Source organism: Micromonospora mangrovicola (assembly GCF_047200535.1).
Classification (GTDB): domain Bacteria; phylum Actinomycetota; class Actinomycetes; order Mycobacteriales; family Micromonosporaceae; genus Micromonospora.
Genome location: NZ_JBJZOG010000003.1, coordinates 1 through 18,659, shown reverse-complemented (window position 1 = coordinate 18,659; position 18,659 = coordinate 1). Strand labels below are relative to the sequence as shown.

The 18,659-nt window shown below is 71.2% G+C and carries 14 protein-coding genes and 2 tRNA genes; 9 read left to right on the top strand and 7 right to left on the bottom strand.

What is annotated here, in order from left to right:
- The first annotated feature begins 237 nt into the window (after positions 1-237).
- The 4 genes from ACL02O_RS01790 (at position 238) to ACL02O_RS01775 (ending at position 3,708) form a co-directional block, all read left to right on the top strand.
- Positions 238-1,017: a hypothetical protein gene (locus ACL02O_RS01790; RefSeq protein ID WP_412816140.1), complete on the top strand. Its 780-nt coding sequence runs from the start codon at positions 238-240 to the stop codon at positions 1,015-1,017.
- 14 nt (positions 1,018-1,031) lie between these two features.
- The gene (locus ACL02O_RS01785; RefSeq protein ID WP_412816139.1) at positions 1,032-1,568 is read left to right on the top strand and encodes an alpha/beta hydrolase; all 537 of its coding nucleotides are present in this window, start codon (positions 1,032-1,034) and stop codon (positions 1,566-1,568) included.
- Between the two features lie 412 nt (positions 1,569-1,980).
- Complete coding sequence (locus ACL02O_RS01780; protein WP_412816138.1) at positions 1,981-3,045, top strand: sodium:calcium antiporter; 1,065 nt, start codon at positions 1,981-1,983, stop codon at positions 3,043-3,045.
- A 345-nt stretch (positions 3,046-3,390) separates the two neighbouring features.
- Positions 3,391-3,708: a TetR-like C-terminal domain-containing protein gene (locus ACL02O_RS01775; protein ID WP_412816137.1), complete on the top strand. Its 318-nt coding sequence runs from the start codon at positions 3,391-3,393 to the stop codon at positions 3,706-3,708.
- A 252-nt stretch (positions 3,709-3,960) separates the two neighbouring features.
- Here ACL02O_RS01775 and ACL02O_RS01770 read toward each other — a convergent pair whose 3' ends face one another.
- On the bottom strand, positions 3,961-4,218 hold the full coding sequence (locus tag ACL02O_RS01770; protein ID WP_412816136.1) for a tyrosine-type recombinase/integrase: 258 nt from the start codon (positions 4,216-4,218) through the stop codon (positions 3,961-3,963).
- An 865-nt stretch (positions 4,219-5,083) separates the two neighbouring features.
- On the opposite strand from ACL02O_RS01770, the gene ACL02O_RS01765 reads away from it, so the two are divergent.
- Positions 5,084-5,485, top strand: a complete 402-nt coding sequence (locus ACL02O_RS01765; protein WP_412816135.1) for a tyrosine-type recombinase/integrase — start codon at positions 5,084-5,086, stop codon at positions 5,483-5,485.
- A 14-nt stretch (positions 5,486-5,499) separates the two neighbouring features.
- Here the strand turns inward: ACL02O_RS01765 and ACL02O_RS01760 are convergent.
- From ACL02O_RS01760 to ACL02O_RS01735, 6 genes are all read right to left on the bottom strand, one after another.
- Positions 5,500-5,576, bottom strand: a tRNA-Ile gene (locus tag ACL02O_RS01760).
- Positions 5,577-5,716: 140 nt separating this feature from the next.
- Complete coding sequence (locus ACL02O_RS01755) at positions 5,717-7,261, bottom strand: M16 family metallopeptidase (RefSeq protein ID WP_412816134.1); 1,545 nt, start codon at positions 7,259-7,261, stop codon at positions 5,717-5,719.
- A complete protein-coding gene (locus ACL02O_RS01750) occupies positions 7,258-8,193 on the bottom strand; it encodes a hypothetical protein (protein ID WP_412816133.1) in 936 nt (311 codons plus the stop codon). Before ACL02O_RS01750 ends, ACL02O_RS01755 begins: the two co-directional genes overlap by 4 nt.
- 41 nt (positions 8,194-8,234) lie before the next feature.
- The gene (locus ACL02O_RS01745) at positions 8,235-9,476 is read right to left on the bottom strand and encodes an NAD(P)/FAD-dependent oxidoreductase (RefSeq protein ID WP_412816132.1); all 1,242 of its coding nucleotides are present in this window, start codon (positions 9,474-9,476) and stop codon (positions 8,235-8,237) included.
- Positions 9,466-11,604, bottom strand: a complete 2,139-nt coding sequence (locus tag ACL02O_RS01740) for an MMPL family transporter (RefSeq protein WP_412816131.1) — start codon at positions 11,602-11,604, stop codon at positions 9,466-9,468. Before ACL02O_RS01740 ends, ACL02O_RS01745 begins: the two co-directional genes overlap by 11 nt.
- Before the next feature lie 196 nt (positions 11,605-11,800).
- Positions 11,801-11,873 (bottom strand) — tRNA-Asn (locus ACL02O_RS01735).
- Between the two features lie 282 nt (positions 11,874-12,155).
- Here ACL02O_RS01735 and ACL02O_RS01730 point away from each other — a divergent pair.
- The 4 genes from ACL02O_RS01730 to ACL02O_RS01715 all read left to right on the top strand — a co-directional run bounded on the left by ACL02O_RS01730 (position 12,156) and on the right by ACL02O_RS01715 (position 18,602).
- A complete protein-coding gene (locus ACL02O_RS01730) occupies positions 12,156-12,551 on the top strand; it encodes a hypothetical protein (RefSeq protein WP_412816130.1) in 396 nt (131 codons plus the stop codon).
- 266 nt (positions 12,552-12,817) lie between these two features.
- Positions 12,818-16,153 carry a ThuA domain-containing protein gene (locus tag ACL02O_RS01725; RefSeq protein WP_412816129.1) on the top strand — a complete coding sequence of 1,112 codons (3,336 nt, stop codon included), beginning with the start codon at positions 12,818-12,820 and terminating at the stop codon, positions 16,151-16,153.
- 82 nt (positions 16,154-16,235) lie between these two features.
- Positions 16,236-17,309 (top strand): sugar phosphate isomerase/epimerase family protein, encoded by a 1,074-nt coding sequence (locus ACL02O_RS01720; protein WP_412816128.1) that lies wholly within the window; start codon positions 16,236-16,238, stop codon positions 17,307-17,309.
- Between the two features lie 108 nt (positions 17,310-17,417).
- Positions 17,418-18,602: an ROK family protein gene (locus ACL02O_RS01715; protein WP_412816127.1), complete on the top strand. Its 1,185-nt coding sequence runs from the start codon at positions 17,418-17,420 to the stop codon at positions 18,600-18,602.
- Positions 18,603-18,659 lie beyond the last annotated feature (57 nt).

Below are 18,659 nucleotides of genomic sequence, written 5' to 3'. Positions count from 1 at the left end.
GGCGTCCGGGACCGCCAGGCGCGGGAGCGACCCGACCTCACTGAGCGGTACCCCCGTCGGCGCTCTGGGGTCGGCTTCCCATGCCCCGAAGCAGGTAATCGGCGATGATGACGGTGCCCGCGAGGTGCTACGCGGCCCGCTCGTGCCCTGATCGACCCGTGATGAACCTCGCCATCGGCTCCCCACACACGCGACCCGGACGGTTCATTGAATCCCAACAGAGCCACTCCTCGGATCTTGGCGGAAGAGGACCTCGCCGCCTTCACCGCCGGCCAGTTCCTGGAGGTGATGAAGGCCCTCACGGTGATCCTGACGCTGCCCCAGTCAGCCGCCAATCACGTCGACGCACTCGTCGTAGCCACCGGTCAGGGCGAAGAATGGCGTCTCACTCATGCGATCCGCACCTGGGAGGCGAACCCAGCGCTCCGCTGTCTCTTGGTAGCGAACGGAAACCCGGCTGAAGACACCTACGTCGAGATCACGCTCGACTACCTGCGCCGCCTCGGCCTTCGTCGCATCAGCGGGGTTCACCTCCAAGCCGAGCCGGCCCCCAACACCGGACTGCAGGCAGAATGGATCGTTGACCAGGTTCAGGCGCACGGCATAACCAGCCTCGCGCTCACCGTCTCCCCGTATCACCTCGCCCGCGTCTACCTCACGGTGCTCAAAGCTTTCACCAGGAGTGGAACTCGCCTCCCCATGATCCCGCTCCCCGTGGCCGTTCCCCCTCACGCAGCAGTGCCAGAGACCGGAGCGACCGCCTACGATCTCGTACCCGGGGAGGTCAAACGGATCCTCACCTACATGAGCAACGGATGGGTCGCCAGGCCGGAGGAAGTGCGGCAGTACCTACAGTGGCTCTGGGACCATCACCGCGCCCTCCTTGTCGGATGCTCGCACTCGACGGGATCAGTATGTTGTGCCTGCCATCCGGGGGCACCTGTGGTGCTCGGGGCTCTGACCGATAACGCCCGGAGGGTCGGGAACCAGTTGCACGAGACAACGAAACCGGTCTAGGTAAGGTCGTCCGCATGGCTGACGCTGTCGTGATCCCCGGCATTTGGTTCGGGCCGGGCGCACCCCTGCTCATGTATGCCGGCGATGTGGCGGAGCGGCGCGGCGCAACGGTGCACCGATACTCGTGGTCCCAGGAGTTGCCGAAGCCTGATGAGCCAGAGATCGAGGGCTGGGTGAGCGGCGAGGTCGCTCCGTTGATCGACACTGTTGGCGGTCGCCCACTGCTGATCGGCAAGTCGCTCGGCACGAATGCGGCAGCGATTGCCGCCGAAAGATCTCTGCCGGCGGTGTGGCTCACGCCCTTGCTCACCCTGCCGTGGGTGGCTGATGCGTTGGGTCGTGCGACCGCGCCGTTCCTGCTCGTGGGTGGCACTGCCGACGAACTTTGGGACGGTGACATGGCCCGCCGGCTGTCACCTCATGTGCTGGAGGTGGCAGGCGCGGATCATGGTATGTACGTACCCGGCCCGCTAACGGAGTCGATCGCGGTGCTCAGCCGAGTCGTGGTCGCCGTGGAAGAGTTCCTCGACGCGATTGGCTGGCAGAGCTAGGCAGGGACGGCTCGGTTCAAGCCGGACCGGTAGATGCCGATGCCCTGGACGAACACGCCAGCGCGGATAAGCGGTGCCTGGATGACCGAGGCCTTCCAGACCAGTTCGTCCCAGCTGAACGAGGTGCCGTTTCAGCTTTTGACCCGAACGCCGGTCCGTTCGCCGCCCTTCGGGCCGAACGGGAGCAGGCACACCTCTGACGCCCCGGGATCCTCGGTCTCTGGACAGCCCGCGGACTGCAAGTCTCGCGCTGACGCCTCGGGTGACTCCGGTGCTTCCGCTGGCCAGGACAGCGCTTGGCGTTGGGCAACAGCGAACGGAAGCTCCGGTCGGTGTAGCGCTCGGGGATTCGGACTCTGCCCGTCACCGGATCGCCGTGCTGAAGACCCCTCAGTCGGGTACGGGTGGAGCCATGTTCTTTGCGAACGGACTACCCGCAGGCGGCACCCTCGTGACGGCCGGCACCTGGCCCCTCGTGCCCAGCGTGATCGCGCTGCTCGCCGCGCTGGTGGCGATTCTGTTCGCCGGCGGGGCGCTGGCCCGGACGGCGGACGAGCTGGCGGACCGGACCGGCATGGGCGAGGCGGTGGCCGGTGGCCTGCTGCTCGGCGCGGTGACCTCACTGCCCGGCATCGCCACCACGATCATCGGTTCGGTTCGGCAGGACGCCGAGTTCGCCCTCGCCAACCCGATCGGTGGCATCGCGGTGCAGACGGTGTGGCTGGCCATCGCCGATCTGCTCTACCGCCGGTCCAACATCGAACACGCGGCCGCGTCACTGGAGAACGTCCTGCAGTCGCTCGTCCTGGTGGCGTTGCTCTGCCTGCCCGTGGTGGCGTACGCGACGCCTGAACTCACCGTCTTCTGGGTGCACCCGGCGAGCCTGTTGATCCCCGTCATCTATCTGTACGGTCTGGTGCTGCTCCGCCGGCTCCGCCGGAAACCGATGTGGTTCGCCCGCCGAACCATCGACACCCGTCAGGACGTACCGGCCGCCGCGACGTCCGGCGTGAGTACCCACCGGTTGTGGTTCCGACTGGCCGCGCTGGCTGCCGTGGTGGCCGCCACCGGCTACCTGATCGGTCAGGGCGGGCTCGGCGTGGTGGCCGCCTCGGGCCTGCCCAGCGGCTTCGTGGGCTTCACGATCACCACGGCGATCACTTCGCTACCGGAACTGATCACCCTCATCGCGGCGGTTCGCATCGGGGCGCTGACCCTCGGTATCGGCAACATCCTCGGCGGCAACGCCTTCGACTCTTTGATGATCCTGTTGGCCGACGGCACCTACCGGTCCGGATCGATCTATTCCGAGGCGAACCTGTCGGGACTGCTGTTCACCGGTATGACGACCCTGATGACCGCCACGCTGGCGGCCGGGCTGATCATCCGGGAACGTCGGGGAGTCGGCTTCGAGGGGGTCGCCATCCCGGTCATCTACCTGGCCACCGTGGCTCTGCTGCTGATCCGGACCGGCTAGCGTCGCCAGCGACCCGATGGCCCCGGCAGAGCAGCCTCGTTCCGACGATTCGTGGACCCACCCGTCGTCGCCGTTGCCCTCACCGAGGGCACGGCTCTCCACGGTCTCGACCATGAAGTGGACTCAACGTGGCAGAACCCGAACCGGGTTCCCGCAGCTCAGGGGCCTGTTGTAGCGGTTTCCGTGTGCGTAGGCGAGTGGTGTGACGTGACTCGTGGACATGATCACCGAAGGGCAGCGCCTTGGTCCACTGGGATCACTGCTCCGCCGACTGGCCGACCACCTGATCGCCAAGAGGGCTGCGCCGGTACAGCACGTGCCGTCCGTCGCGGGCGCGAGTGATCGTTGCGCGCCTTCGTTCACCTCATCGTCGACAGCCGAGCCGGGCGGGTCATCGCCGAACTGATCGGCCAGTCGCAAACCGACCCCGACCTAGCCGCCGCCTACCGCGAGCACTACTCGGCACCCCGCCGCCGGCTGGCCGTCGAGGTCATGCAGCGGGCCCAGCGGCGCGGGCAGCTACGCGCCGACGTGGACCCCCGCATCCTGGTCGACCAACTCTGGGGCGCCTGCTATCACCGGCTGCTGATTCCCGACGAACCAATCACCGACGAGTTCGTGACCGGGCTCGTCACCAACCTCATGCGCGGCCTGCGGCCCTAGCCTCGCTCCGCTCATGCCGAACACGCCACCGACGGCCGACCTCCAAGCCGGGTCACAGTGCCGCAAGCATCGCCGGGAGACCGGCGCGCCGCCACGACATCCCATCGGCATCTGCGCATGCCGCCCGAGTCAGCACTTCGTGACGCCGCGTAGCGCGGTCGCACCGGATCGCGGCATGAGCGAGCATCGACAGCGTAGGACACGCGCCGGCGCCCGCTCTTGACATAGAGGGGAGCCAAAGTCGTGAGTCAGCTACGTTCCGGAAGCCATGTACGCCGCCAGGAGGTAGTTCGGGTGGCGGTCGAGGTTCTTCCGGGCCCGGTCGTAGCGCATCGTCGTTCGTGGGTCGGCATGGCGGGCGGCGATCCGCACGTCGCGCAGGCTGACGCCAGCGTCGAGCATGGTGGTCACGAACGTGTGGCGCAACATGTGACGGTGCATCCTCGGCATGCGGACCCCGGCGGTGGCGGCCAGGTGCTTGAGCCGGCGGGTGGCGGCGTGGCGGTCCATGCGCGCACCGAGGGTGTCGCGCAGGATCGGCCCGTCGGCGCGGCCGTCGACGGCCCGGTCGTGGATCGACCGTCACTCATGTAGCTTCACCTGTCATGCCGACATCAACCGTCACTTTCGAGGGGACTGAACGCCGCCGGCGCCGGTGGAGACCTTTCCAGTTGAGTGGATCTCCGCCCTGCCGGAGCAGTACCGGAAGGATCTACGGGCGCCTGGTTCGTGAACATCGTACGGATGGCTGCCACCAACGCCCTGGCCCGGCGACGTGACGGTGGGGCAACGGCCGATGAAGGTTCGCAGGTCGCTCATTGCTCGTCGCGCACCGTCATCGGCGTATGTCCTGAGGACTTCGTTCCCCACCCAGAGGCCATCGGGGCCGTCATAGCCGAGAGTGGCTGCGGCCATCGCTGACGGAGTCCCGGTCAGCCGCGTGGCCGACAGCAGCGGGATCAGGCTGGTCGAACAGGATGCGCGGACGGCTGGGCGCACATCTCCAGCGCCCGACGGCATGACTGTCGCGATCTCCACAGTGAATCCGGACGGCAGTGAGTCCGTGGTCACCAGGCGCGCGGACAGCGTCGGGGAGTAGCCGGATCCGCCGGTCGCCGGAACTGCCGGGGAAGGCGGCGTCGTGGTTGTGGCCGAGCTTGCCGGCGCCGTGGCAGGAACCGTTCCGCCCGCAGATCGATCAGCTGCACGAGGCGTTGACGAACCGCACCCCGTCACCGTGCAGACGGCTACCAGCGCGACCAACCTACGCAGCACCATCCTGAGCACCGGGCAGACTCCACCTTCTCGCGCGAGACGCGTCAGGCTAGCAGCGTGCGTGACTTCGGCCGTCGCACACACCACTACCCGGACGATCATGAAACTCGACCCACGAGAACGTCAGCAGACCCGGAAATGCCTTCCGGCCACCTCCCCCGGGGGCGGAGTCCTGCGCAACAACAACTTCCGCCGCCGGGTCTTCGACCGTGCGGCGATGTCGGTCGGTCTCGCCGGTCTGACTCCGCACGAGCTGCGGCACACCGCCGCCAGTCTCGCGGTGGCCGAAGGTGCCAACGTGAAGGCGGTGCAGCGGATGCTCGGGCACGCCTCGGCGGCCATGACGCTGGACGTCTACGCGGACCTGTTCGAGGACGACCTGGACCAGGTCGCGGACCGCCTGGACCGGGCGGCGGCTCGTGCCGCTGCGGACTCAGTGCGGACCGATGGCGTCGGTCCGGATCTTGGCGCGGTCCGCCCGGCTCGCCAGCACCCCGCCTGAGCAGGGACTTTGCGTGGTGGGGCGGACGGGACTCGAACCCGTGACCGAGGGATTATGAGTCCCCTGCTCTAACCCGCTGAGCTACCGCCCCGCTACCGCGCCGGATCGTAACCCGCCCAACGGATCACCGGCCATCACCCGACGGGCCAGCGTCAAGATCCGACGGGCACGATGGGCAACGCGAGGATAACAGCGTGCAGTCGGATGACCTGCGGTGGCCGGGCCGGAGCGTCAGCGCCCGGGATCCCACAGCACGGCGGACAGCCAGGCGCCGGCCGTGTTGGTGGCCCCCCGGACGGAACGGGCCATCCGGGTGAGGCGACCCGGCGTGGCTGGCGGGGGTGGGATCGACTCGGCGTGCCGAGCCGGCATGGCCACGTGACGTTCCCGGGGCACGGTGTCGTCGACGACGGTGAGGTCCGGCGTCGGCACGAACAGGTTCGGCTCGACGTGCACGGTGATGCCGTCGCCGCCGATCAGCCGGCGGGCACCGTCTGGCCAGGCGAGCAGGGCGGCGCAGTCGGCGTACCGGACGGTGGAGACGGCCTCCCCGTAGGTGGCGGTGACCCCGTCGGCGCCGACGGTCAGCTCGGCCTCACCGTCCACGGCCAGGTGGACGGTCCCCTCGACCACCTCCTCCGAGGTCGTCGGTGCCTCGCTGAATCCGGCCCAGTCGGCGGTCAGCCCCTGCGGCACCATGATCAGCGCGGATGCGGCCACCTCACGGGCCACGTCGCGGAGGTCGTCGAGGGTGACCGCGTCGAACTCCGCGCGCAGCTCGTCGAGATCGGGACAGGGCTGCCCGGTGAGCAGGTCCCGGGCGCAGCCGGACAGGCGCGTCGCGGCGGCGTCCGGGGCGGACAGCTCGTCACGGTGCCGGGTCACCACCACGTCCCGGTCGGCGGGGTCGATCCGGCCGACGCGGAGGGTGGCCAGGACGTCGATGACCCCGCCGAGCGCCGCGTCCTGCTTGTCGGGCAGCGCGTCGGCGATCGCGATCACCCGGGCGGTGCCGTCGTAGCGGGGCTGGTAGCCGGCGGCGACGCGGTAGGAGAGCCCGTCCTCGTGGCGCAGCGACCGGAACAGCTCCCGCTCCAGCACGCCGGCGTAGACCACGCCGGCCGCCCGCCGCCGGACCACCGCGTCGAGGGCGACCAGTCCCGCGCCGGCCGGGAAGTACGCCGGCGTGTGCGGCAGCGCCGACGACGGGGTGGGCACCGGTTGCCGGACGCCGTCGGGCAGGTCCAGTCGCAGTCCGGTCGGCACCTCGTCCGCGGTGAGGAAGAGGACGGCGTTCTGCCTGGTGAACCAGCGTGCGGCCCAGTCGCGCAGGTCGTCCTCGGTCAGCCCGGCCAGGCCGTACTCCGGATAGCTGACCAGCCCGTGGTCGCGGGCGCCGTGCCGCCAGAGGGGCAGCTGATCCGGTCCACCGCCGCCCCGGCCGCTCTCCTCGACGTGCAGGATCTCCCGTTCCACGGCGAGCCGACCGGCGGGCGGTTCGTGCAGGTGACGGCAGACGGTCGCCAGGAAGGTGGTGATCTCGTCCGGGCCGCCGCGCACCACGAAGGTGGTGAACAGTGCGTCGGTCATGCCGTTGGCGTTGTGGTCCAGCGGGCCGAACGGGGCTAGCGCCAGGTGCTCCAGCAGGTGGGTGATACCGCGCCGGGGCAGGGTCTCGTCGGCGACGCCGACCCGGAACACCAGCCCCGCGCGGACCGGGCCGGGGGCGGGGGCCAGCAGGGTCGGCACCCCGTCGACGTCGAGCCGCCGGATCATCGGCCGCCGCCCTTCGCGTACGCCTCGTCGCGTAGCTGCGCGAGTTGCGCGGCGGTGCCGAAGACGGCGGGACTGCCGTGTTCGCCGAGCGCATCGAACTGCTCCCGGGCGGCGGCGTGCTCTCCCATCAGGTGGAAGACCAGCGCGAACATGCTGCGCACGAACACCCAGCCGATGGTGTGCCGGTGTTCGGGGTGCCGCACGGACCGGTCGGCGGCGGCGCGGATCTGCTCGGCCACCTCGGGCGTGCGCAGGTACTCGCCGAGGCCGCGCAGGTCGCCGATCTCCATGATTCGCTCGTAGTGTGCCTCCGCCACCAGGACCCCCTGCGGCGCGCCGGCCGGGGCCGCCTCGACACAGTCCTGCGCGAACGCGTCGACGGCCGCCCAGTCGCCGCCCCACTTCGGGCAGAGTTGCTGCAGCAGTGAGCCCTGCGCGCGGAGGTGGTGCGGTACGTGCCGGGCGAGCCGGTCGTACCGTCGTCGGGTTTCGGCCTGCCCCAGGCCGAGACCTCGGGCCAGGGTGATCCGCTGCGTCCAGGCCGCGGCGTCGTCGGGCCGTTGAGCGGTCACGTCGATGAGGATCCGCTCGGCGCGGCGCAGGTGGTCGTGGAAGCGGGCGAACCGGTCGGCGCTGACCCGGTCCGCTGTGGCCCGTGTGCGGATCCGCCAGCCGGTGTGCACGAGGGTCGCCCCGAGCAGGGTCCGGGCGAGGTGGTCCTCCGGCTTCCGCTGCAACCGCACCTGCAGCAAGCTCTCCACGCCGACCCACTCGGCGGCGACGTCGACCAGGTGGGTGGCGGTTGCGGGGTCCGCGTCCGCGAAGACCGCCGCCAGCGCCGGCCAGTCGTGGTCGCGCAGCGCCGTCCGCAGCGCCGCGACCTCGGGGTACGCGGCTTCGGCGTCCAGCTGGGCGGGTGGGGTGGGAGGCACGGCGGGATCATAGATGATCATCCCCGGCCGGGCTGCCCCGGTCAGCCCTCGGCGCGCAGCTCCGCGAGAACCGCGCCGGCCGTGCGCCAGCCGCTGGCGAGCGCGCCCTGGATCGACGGGGTGTCCCGGTGGTCCCCGGCGACGAAGAGCCCGTCGCCGAGCGCGACCGGTTTGCGCAGCAGGCCCTGCGGGGGCGGTGCGGCGGGCAGCGCGTCCGGGACCGCGACGGTGGTGAGGTGGGTCCAGTCGGCGGTGGAGCGCCCGTAGAGCCGGTCCAGTTCGCGGCGGATCACCGGCTCGGGCGGGGCCTGCGGGCCGACCACCGAGGTGGCCACCAGGTGCTTCCCGGCCGGCGCGTACGACGGTGCCGCGTTGCTCAGCACCACCGTGTTGGCCACCAGTTCCCGGCGTTCCCCGTCGAGCAGCAGGATCGGCTCGGCCAGCGGTGGGGTGTCGGTGCTGTGGTAGTAGGTCGTGTAGCTGTGCATGCGTACCCGGGTCAGCCGGGGCAGCAGCGTGGTCGCGGCCGGCGGGCCCACGGCGACCACGACGGCGCGGCAGGTGAGGTCGCCGTCGCCGGTGCGGACCCGGCCCGGCGCGACCGCGGCGACCGGGGTGTCCAGTTCGATCAGTTCGGCGGGCAGCGGGTCGGCGATGGCGTGCGGCAGCGCGGCCATTCCCCGGGCGGGCAGGCCGATCCGGCCGCGCGCGAAGGCGCGCAGGAGCACCGCGAGCACGTGGCTGGAGGTCGCCAGCTCCCGGTCGATGAGCACGCCGGAGAGGAACGGCCGGAGCAGCTCCTCGATGATGGCGTCGGAGAGCCCGGCCCGGCGCAGCGCCGCCTCGCTGGTGGTCTCCGGCGCGGTGAGCAGCCGGCCCACGGGCAGGGTGGCGCAGCCGGCGGCCAGCGCGGCGAAGCGCAGCCGGTCGAGGACCGAGCCGATCCCGGCGGTGACGGCGCCGGCGACGCCGGCCGGCTCGCGCAGCGGGTTGACCAGCCGGTCGAGCCGTTCGCCCCGGCGGACCAGCACGCCGGAGGTGAACCAGCCGAGGTCGAGCCTCCCCAGGTCGAGCAGGCCGCCGAGCCGCGGGTACGCGGTGTTGAGCACCTGGAATCCCCGGTCCAGCAGGTAGCCGTCGACCCGGTCGGTGGCGACCCGGCCGCCGAGCCGGTCGGCGGCCTCCAGCAGCCGCCACGGCACGCCGGCGCGGTGCAGCCGGCGGGCGGCGGCCAGGCCGGCCAGGCCACCGCCGACGATGACGACGTCGGTCTCACCGGGCACGGGCGACCTCCGCGCCGCTGCGGTCGCCGTCCCGCTGGGACCGGGACAGCCGGCCGGGCCACCAGATCTTCGGCCCGATGTCGTACGCGAGCGCGGGCACCAGCAGCGACCGGACGACGATGGTGTCGAGCAGCACCCCGACGGCGACCGCCACACCCAGCTCGACGAGCACCACCAGCGGCAGCACGGCGAGCGCGGAGAACGTCGCGGCGAGCACGATGCCGGCAGAGGTGATCACCCCGCCGGTGACGGCGAGCCCGGCGAGCACGCCGGCCCGGGTGCCGCGCCGGACCGACTCCTCGCGGACCCGGCTCGTCAGGAAGATGTTGTAGTCGATGCCGAGGGCGACCAGGAAGACGAATGCAAAGAGCGGGAACGACTGGTCGACCCCGGGGTAGCCGAGAACGTACCTGAAGATCAGCGCGCAGAGGCCGAGCGTCGCCAGGAACGACAGCACCACGGTGGCAATCAGCAGGATCGGGGCGACCAGGGCGCGCAGCAGCAGGGCCAGGATGACCGCGATGACCACCAGCACCACCGGGATGATGACGTTGCGGTCACGGGTGGAGGCGGCGGCGGTGTCCACGTTGATGGCGGTGAAGCCGCCGACGACGCTGTCGGAGCCGGGCACCTTGTGCACCGCCTCGCGCAGGTCGCGGATGGTCCGCTCGGCGCCGTTGCTGTCCGGCGGGTCGGCCAGGGTGGCCAGCAGCTGCACCCGCCCATCGACCACCAGGGGCTGCGCGTTCGGGTCGGGCGGCCCGGCCTGTCCCTGCCGGGTGAGCGGGCGGACCGAGGACACCTCGGGTACGCCCTGCGCCACCCGGGCGACCTGCTGGGCGGTGGCCTGGTTGGTGAAAACGGTGGCGGGGCTGCCGGTGCCCGCCGGGTAGTGCCGGGCGATCACCTCCTGGCCGGCCACCGAGTCGGTGCGGTTGGTGAACAGGTCGGACTGGCCGAGGGTGGTGGCGCCGAGCTGCGTCACCCCGACCGCGAGCGCGGCCAGGGCGACCGCGGTGACCAGCCAGACGGTCCGGGACCGCCGGGCCACGAAGCCGGCGACCCGCCCCCAGATACCGTGCTCGGCCTGCGGGTCGACGTGGTCGAAGCGGGGCCGGCGCGGCCAGAACGCCCAGCGCCCGCCGAGCAGCAGCAGGGCGGGCAGGAAGGTGAGCATCACCAGCAGGGTGGCGGCGATGCCGACGGCGGCGACCGGGCCGAGCGCCCGGTTGGAGTTGAGGCTGGACAGCAGCAGGCAGAGCAGGCTGACGATGACCGTGGCGCCGGACGCGAAGATGGCCGGGGCGGCCCCCTTCCAGGCGGTCCGCATCGCGTCCCAGGGCCGTTCGTGCCGGTGCAGTTCCTCGCGGTAGCGGGCGATGAGCAGTAGCGCGTAGTCGGTGCCGGCGCCGAACACCAGCACGGTGAGGATGCCCTGCGCCTGCCCGTTGAGCTTGATGACGTCGTTCTTGGCGAGGTGGTAGACGAAGACCGAGGCCAGCCCGTACGACATGCCGGCGGCGAGCAGCGGGAAGATCCAGAGCACCGGGCTGCGGTAGACGATCAGCAGGATGATCAGCACCACGACCAGGGTGACCAGCAGCAGCGGCCCGTCGATGGCGGTGAAGACCTGGATCAGGTCGGCGAGCAGTCCGGCCGGTCCGGCCACGTCCACGGTGAGCCCGTCCCGGTCGGCGCCGGCGATCTCCCGCAGCTGGTCGACGACCGCGCGGATCTGCTCGCCCTCGGAGCTGTCAATGGGGACGATCACCTGCACGGCCTGGCGGTCCTGGCTGACGATCGGCGGCGGCAGCGGGCCGACCACCCCCGGGATCCGGGCGAACCGGGCCGCGTCGGTCTGGACGCGCTGCTGGTCGGTGGGGGTGATGCCGGAGCTGCGCTCGTAGACGACGAGGGCGGGGGTGGTCTCCTTCTCGACGAAGCCGGCGGCGAGGTGCTGGGCCCGGGTCGCCTCGGCGTTGGCCGGCAGGAAGGAGGCGTTGTCGTTGGTGGCGACCTCGCCGAGCTTCCCGGAGTACGGCCCGGCGATCCCGCCGACGACCAGCCAGCCCAGCACGACCGCCAGCGCGATCAGCGTGGCCGTCCAGCGGCTCCGTCCTCCGGCCATCTCCACCCAACCTCGGAATCGACGCACCAATCGACGCAGCGGGAGTCTAAGTCGACAGCGACCATCCTGCCGGGCGAAAGCGCGCCCGGGGGCGGAAACCACCCGGCCGAGTCGAAGCGCAGGTCCTGGACCGGGATTGGCGGGGCCACGAGAAACGCCCGCCGGCCTGGGCCGACGGGCGTCGTGTGGAGCGAAGCTCCCCCGATTGGACTCGAACCAATAACCTGCCGGTTAACAGCCGGCTGCTCTGCCAATTGAGCTACAGGGGACCGTGCACCGCCTGGCTGCCGGATCTCTCCGCGCCGTGCGACGGAGACAAGAGTACAGGACATCCGGGGGTGGTGCGCCAGGGGGTTACCCCACGACCGGGGCGGCGCTCGAGGGTCGGTCGCCTTCAAAAAATGCGGACAAATCGCCGTCTCGGCACAAGGAGGTATGAGCGGAGAGCATGATGGGTAGTTAGCCGCCGACAGAGGACTCAGGCGCGAGATGGTCGTTCCCACCGGGAGCCCGGCGGGAGCGGCGGCGCGTCAGGTACGAAAGGAGCCGCCATGCGCGGAAAGATCATGTTCCTTGGCGGGCTGGCTGCGGGATTCGTCCTGGGCGCCCGTGCCGGCCGGGAGAAGTACGAGGAGCTGATGATCCAGGGCCGCAAGGTGCTCGACCACCCGACCGTCCAGGAGGCGGCGGGTGTCGCGCAGGCCCAGGCGACCCGGCTCTACGCCGAGGGCAGGGACAAGCTGGGGCAGACCAGGCTCGGCGAGAAGCTGAGCAGCGGCAACGGCAGCAAGCAGGGGCTGACCGCGGCCGACAAGCCGTTCGCCGGCGCGCCGGCGACCGCCGGCGCCAAGTCGACCGGCACGGGCTCGACCAGCGCGACCGGCTCGACGACCACCAGCACGAGCACCAAATCGTCCGGCACGAGCACCAACGCCAGCACCCTCTGACCCATCTGGACAGCGGGCCGGTCGCCATCAGGCGACCGGCCCGCTTCCGCCTGTCCGAACAGCACCCAGCTCACCCACCTTTTGCTCATGCTGAACAAAAGTGGGAGTGATTCGTCCGAAACTTTTGCCATCAGCCTCTTCTCTTTGGTCCCCTGCGCAAATATCGTCTCGCGTAGGAACCTGGCCAGGCTCTCGTCACCTCCCCAGCGACCTCCTCAGCCTCGTCCCGGCGCTGAGGCGGACCCGCCCGACCAGAGCGAGGTTCGATGCGCAGACCGTTCGGCCGCAGGGCCGCCACCCACCTCAGCCTGCTCACGCTCGTCGGCGCGACGCTCGTCGCGACGGCCCAGCAGGCACCGGCCCCGGCGCAGGCAGCGCCGGTGCTCACCGCCCCGGCACCCGCCAGCAACGGCATCCAGTACAAGGTCCTCGTCTTCACCCGTTCGGCCAGCGGCAGCAACGCCGCCACCGCGGCCGGCGTGCAGGCCATCCAGCAGCTCGGGCGCGAGCGGCGCTTCACCGTCGAGGTCACCAACGACGCCCGCAAGTTCGACGAGTCGCACCTGAAGCAGTTCCGTGCCGTGGTGTTCCTCAACACCGCGGGCGACGTGCTCGACGACGCCCAGCAGGCGGCCTTCGAGCGGTACTACCGCGACGGCGGCGGCTTCGTCGGCGTCCACTCCGCCATCGAGGCCGAACCGGACTGGTCCTTCCTCACCCAGGTGCTGGGCACCCGGGCCACCGGCGCGCCGTCGGCGGCCAGCCGGGCCACCGTCACCGTCGCCGACCGGGTCCACCCGGCCTCCGAGACGCTGCCGCAGCGGTGGAGCACCACCGACCGGTGGTACAACTTCGCGGCCAACGTGCGGGGCGTCTCGCACGTCCTGGCCACCGTGGACGAGAAGACGTACACCGGCGGCACCATGAACTTCGACCACCCGGTCACCTGGTGCAAGGACTACCAGGGCGGCCGGTCGTTCTACACCGGACTGGGCGCGACCCCGCAGAGCTACGACAGCGCGGATCTGCGGGCCCACCTGGGCGGCGCGATCCAGTGGGCGGCCGGGGTGACCGACGGCGACTGCGGCGCGACCGTGCTGGCCAACTACCAGATGACCGTCGTCGGGGCACAGCCCAACGTCAACGAGCCGATCGGCTTCGACGTGCTACCCGACGGTCGGGTGATCCAGACCGACCGGCGCGGCGGCGTACGCCTGCACGACACGAAGACCAACGAGACCACCGTGCTGGCCCAGATCCCGGTCTACACCCACAGCGAGGACGGGATGTACGGCCCGGCGATCGACAACGACTTCGCCACCAACAGGTGGGTCTACCTGTACTACGCGCCCCCGCTGGACACGCCCGCCGGCGGCGCGCCGACCACCAGCACCGACCCGGACGCCTGGGACGTGTGGAAGGGCTACTTCCAGCTCTCCCGGTTCAAGTTCGTGGACGGGGAGACCCCGTCGCTGGACCTGAGCACCGAGCAGAAGATCCTCCAGGTGCCGGTCGACCGGGGCGCCTGCTGCCACGTCGCCGGCGACATCGCGTTCGACTCCGAGAACAACCTCTGGCTGGTCACCGGGGACGACACCCCGGCCGGCGGCGGGGGCTCCGGCGGCTTCTCGCCGCACAACGACTCGATCAGTGCCACCGGCGTCTACCAGGCCCCGTTCGTCGACGCCCGGCGCAGCGCGGCCAACACCAACGACCTGCGCGGCAAGATCCTGCGGATCACCGTCGGCGCGGACGGGTCGTACACCGTCCCGGCGGGCAACCTCTACCCGCCCGGCACCGCGAAGACCCGGCCGGAGATCTACGCGATGGGCTTCCGGAACCCGTTCCGGATCACCCTCGACAAGAACGACGTCGCGTACGTCACCGACTACTCCCCCGACTCCTCGGTGGCGCAGGTCGGGCGGGGACCGGCCGGCACCGGCCGGATGATGGTGGTCGACAGGCCGGCGAACTACGGCTGGCCGATGTGTGTGCAGCCGAACCTGCCCTACATCGAGATGAACTGGACCACGAACCCGATCTCTCCGGTCGCGCCGTTCGACTGCGCGGCGCCGAGGAACACCTCGCGGCACAACACCGGCCTGACCGACCTGCCGGCCGTGGAGAGGTCCGAGCTGTGGTACTCGTTCCAGGCGCCGACGCCGTGCCCGGAGTCCTACCTGTCGACGCCCACCCAGACCTGCCCGGTGCTCTTCCCCGAACTGGGGACCGGCGGCGTGGGTCCGCACGGCGCGGCGAAGTACGACTACGACCCGGAGCTGAGGTCGGAGACGAAGTTCCCCGAGTACTACGACGGCGCCATCTTCTTCGGCGAGTTCACCCGGGACACGCTCAAGGAGATCCGGCTGGACGACCAGGGCGGCGTCTTGAAGATCAACAATGTGTTGAACTGCGGGCAGGCACCCACCACCCCGGCCAAGCCGTTCCTCTGCGACAACCCGATGGACATGCGCTGGGGCGCCGACGGCAACTTCTACCTCCTGACGTACGGCGACGGGTTCTTCAACGTCAACCCGGACGCGGCGATGCTGAAGTTCAGCTACGTCAAGGGCCTGCGGGCACCCACCGCCGTGCTGAACGCGACCCCGACCAACGGGACGGCGCCGCTGACCGTCGCCTTCTCCAGCGAGGGCTCGAAGGACCCGGACCCGGCCGACTCGATCTCGTTCGCCTGGGACTTCGACGGCAACGGCACCACCGACTCGATCGACCCGGACCCGACGTTCACCTACACCGCCAACGGCGTCTACACGGCCCGGCTGACGGTGACCGACTCCAGCGGCAAGACGGCGTCGGCGAACACCACCATCACCGTCGGCAACACCGCGCCGACGGTCACCGTCGTCACCCCGCTCGAGGGCGCCTTCTTCAGCTGGGGCGACGACATCCCCTGGTCGGTGACCGTCACCGACCCGGAGGACGGCCCGATCGACTGCGGCAGGGTCGAGGTCACCTTCGTCCTCGGCCACGACCAGCACGGTCACGGTGAGACGAACCAGTTCGGCTGCTCCGGGGTGCTGCCCACGGACGCCGACGACGCGTCCCACGGCGGCTACATCTACGGCGTGGTCAGCGCGTCGTACACCGACCGGGGGGCCAACGGGCAGCCGGCGCTGACCACGGTGGACCAGCAGGTCATCCAGGCCAAGCGCCAGGAGGTCGAGTTCGCCACCGACGAGTCCGGCACCACGGTCGGCACCACCGCCGACACCGGCGGCGGGCAGCAGCGCGGCAGCCTCGACCCCGGCGACTGGATCGCGATCAACAACGCCGTGAACCTGACGAACATGCAGTCGGTGACGCTGCGCACCTCCGGGGGCAGCGCCGCCACCGCCGGGCAGCCCCGCTTCGGCGTCCAGTTCCGGCTGGACTCCCCCACCGGCCCGCTGCTGACCACCGCCACGGTCAACGCGACCAGCGGCAACAGCGCCTTCACCAGCACCACCGTGCCGATCACCGACCCGGGCGGGACGCACCGCCTCTACCTGGTCTTCAGCACCGTCCCCGGCGGTCCGGCCGGCGGCTTCGGCAACCTCAACTGGGTCGAGTTCTCCGGCCAGGGCATCGGCGTCACGCCGTGACGCCCGGGGTGGGGCCACCGTCCCGCGGCCCCACCCCTCCACCTCCGCACACCACCCAGCATTGCGAGAGAGGCAGTAGGACATGAACGACACATCGCACGGGATGAGCCGCCGCCGGATGCTCGGCACCATCGCCGGGGCGGCGGGCGCCGTCGCCGTCGGCGCCGCCGGCTTCGCCCCGTCGGCCGCCTTCGCCGGCAACGGACTGCTCGTCCCGACCGGCAAGCGGGGCATCATCCTCTACAGCGTCCGCGACCGGATCGGCGCCGCCGACGACGGCAGCGGAGTGCCGTACGGGTTCGAGCGGGTGCTCGCCCGGCTCGCCGAGATCGGCTACCACGAGGTCGAGTTCGCCGGGTACAACCAGCACACCTCGATCCTCGGCCGGCAGATCACCCCGGCGGAGATCCGCAAGATCCTCGACGACAACGGGCTGCGCGCCAACGGCTCGCACGCCTCGGTCCCGAGCACGGTCAACCCGACCACGGTCGCCCAGTTCGAGCAGACGCTGGACACCGCCGAGATCCTCGGCATGACGCACATCGGCACCGGCAGCGACCCGACCGGCAGCAACTACCAGGCCGACTGGGACGCCGCCGTCGACCGGTGGAACACCTTCGGCGAGATGGCCGCCGCGCGTGGGCTGAAGCTCTACACGCACAACCACGACGCGGCGTACAACTTCCTGTTGGACAGCGGGCCGCTGGACGCGCTGGGCCGGCCGACCCGGTCCTCCGGCGTCCGGAAGCTGGAGTACTTCATCGCCCGGACCAACCCGGAGTGGGTCTGGTTCGAGATGGACATCTACTGGGCGCACGTGGCGCAGTACCGTTACCGCAGCTACACCGACCCGGACGGGGTGGCCCAGACCAGCGTCTTCGACCCGCTGGCCGTGGTCGCCGCCCAGCCCATCCGGTTCCCGCTGTTCCACGCGAAGGACGGCGCGTACAACCCGGCGAACTCCGCCGGCTACGACATGGTGCCGCTCGGCCAGGGCGACATCGACTACGGCACCTTCTTCGCCAACATGGGCGCCAAGGGCTACCACAACCCGATGTGGGAGCAGGACAACGCGCCCGGCGGCAGCGCCGACCCGGGCCGGTCGCTGCGCTACGCGGAGATCAGCTACCAGCACATGTCGGGTCTGCGGGGCTGACCGACCCGGCCGGAACCACAGGGGCCGCCTCCGGGAAACCGGGGGCGGCCCCTCCGCGTCACAGGGGCGTGACGGGCGTGTGGCACATTTCCGGGGGAGGTGATCGCGATGAGCATGGTCGGACCGGAGAACGCGGACCAGGCGCGGCTGCTGTGCCTGCTGCGCGACGACGGCCCGCGCTCGCGGGTGGAACTCACCGATGCGCTGGGTCTGCCCCGGGCCCGGTTCGCCGCCGAGGTGGAGCGGCTGACCGCGCAGGGCCTGGTGGAGAGCGGCGGTCCGGCCGCCTCCCGGGGCGGCCGCCGGTCGTCCCTGCTCCGGCTCGGCGGGCAGGTCCGCTTCGGCGCGGTCGTGCTCGGCGACGGGCGGCTCGACGTCGCGCTCACCGACGGCGAGCTGACGGTGCTCGCCCGGCGTACCGAGCCGGTGGACGTGCGGCTCGGGCCGGAGGCGGTGGTGGGCCGCGCGGTCGAACTTCTCGGCAAACTGCGGGCCGAGGCGGGGCTGGCCCGGCTGACCGGGGTCGGCGTGGCGCTGCCCGCGCCGGTCGCGGTCCGCGACGGCGCGCCGGTCGCCCCGCCCGCCCTGCCCGGCTGGCACCAGTTCCCGGTACGCGACACCATCGCCGCCGAGCTGGGCTGCCCGGTACAGGTCGACAACGACGCCAACGTGATGGCCCTCGGCGAGCGGCACGCCGGCACCGGCCGCCCGTTCGACGACTTCCTCTACGTGAAGCTGGGCAACGCCGTCGGCTGCGGGCTGGTGCTCGGCGGCACGCTGTACCGGGGCGCGACCAGCGGCGCCGGCGACGTCGGCCATCTCCAGCTCAGCGAGGACGGGCCGCTGTGCGGCTGCGGCAACACCGGCTGCGTCGAGGCGTACTGCGGGGACGCCGCCCTGGTGCGGGAGGCGGTGACCGCCGCGCGGGCCGGACGCTCGACGGTGCTCGCCGAGCGGCTGGCCGGGTCCGGCACGTTGACGGTGGCGGACCTGGCCCGGGCGGCGACCGGCGGGGATCCCACCGCCCAGATGCTGGTCCGGGACGCCGCCCGCCGGCTCGGACAGGTGCTGGTCGGCCTGGTCAGCTTCGTCAACCCGGCCCTCGTGATCATCGGCGGGGCGGCGACCGGCCTCGGCCCGATCCTGCTCGCGGAGATCCGCGGGGTGGTCTACCGGCGCTCGACGCCACTGGCCACCGGGAGCATGCCGATCATCCTGTCCGACCTCGACGACCGGGCCGGCCTGGTCGGCGCGGCCCGGCTGGTCAGCGAGCAGGTCTTCGCGGCCTGCTGAGCGTCCCGCAGGCGCCTCCGCGGCTGGCCGGGCAGCCCGGGCGGTGGCCGGGCGGCC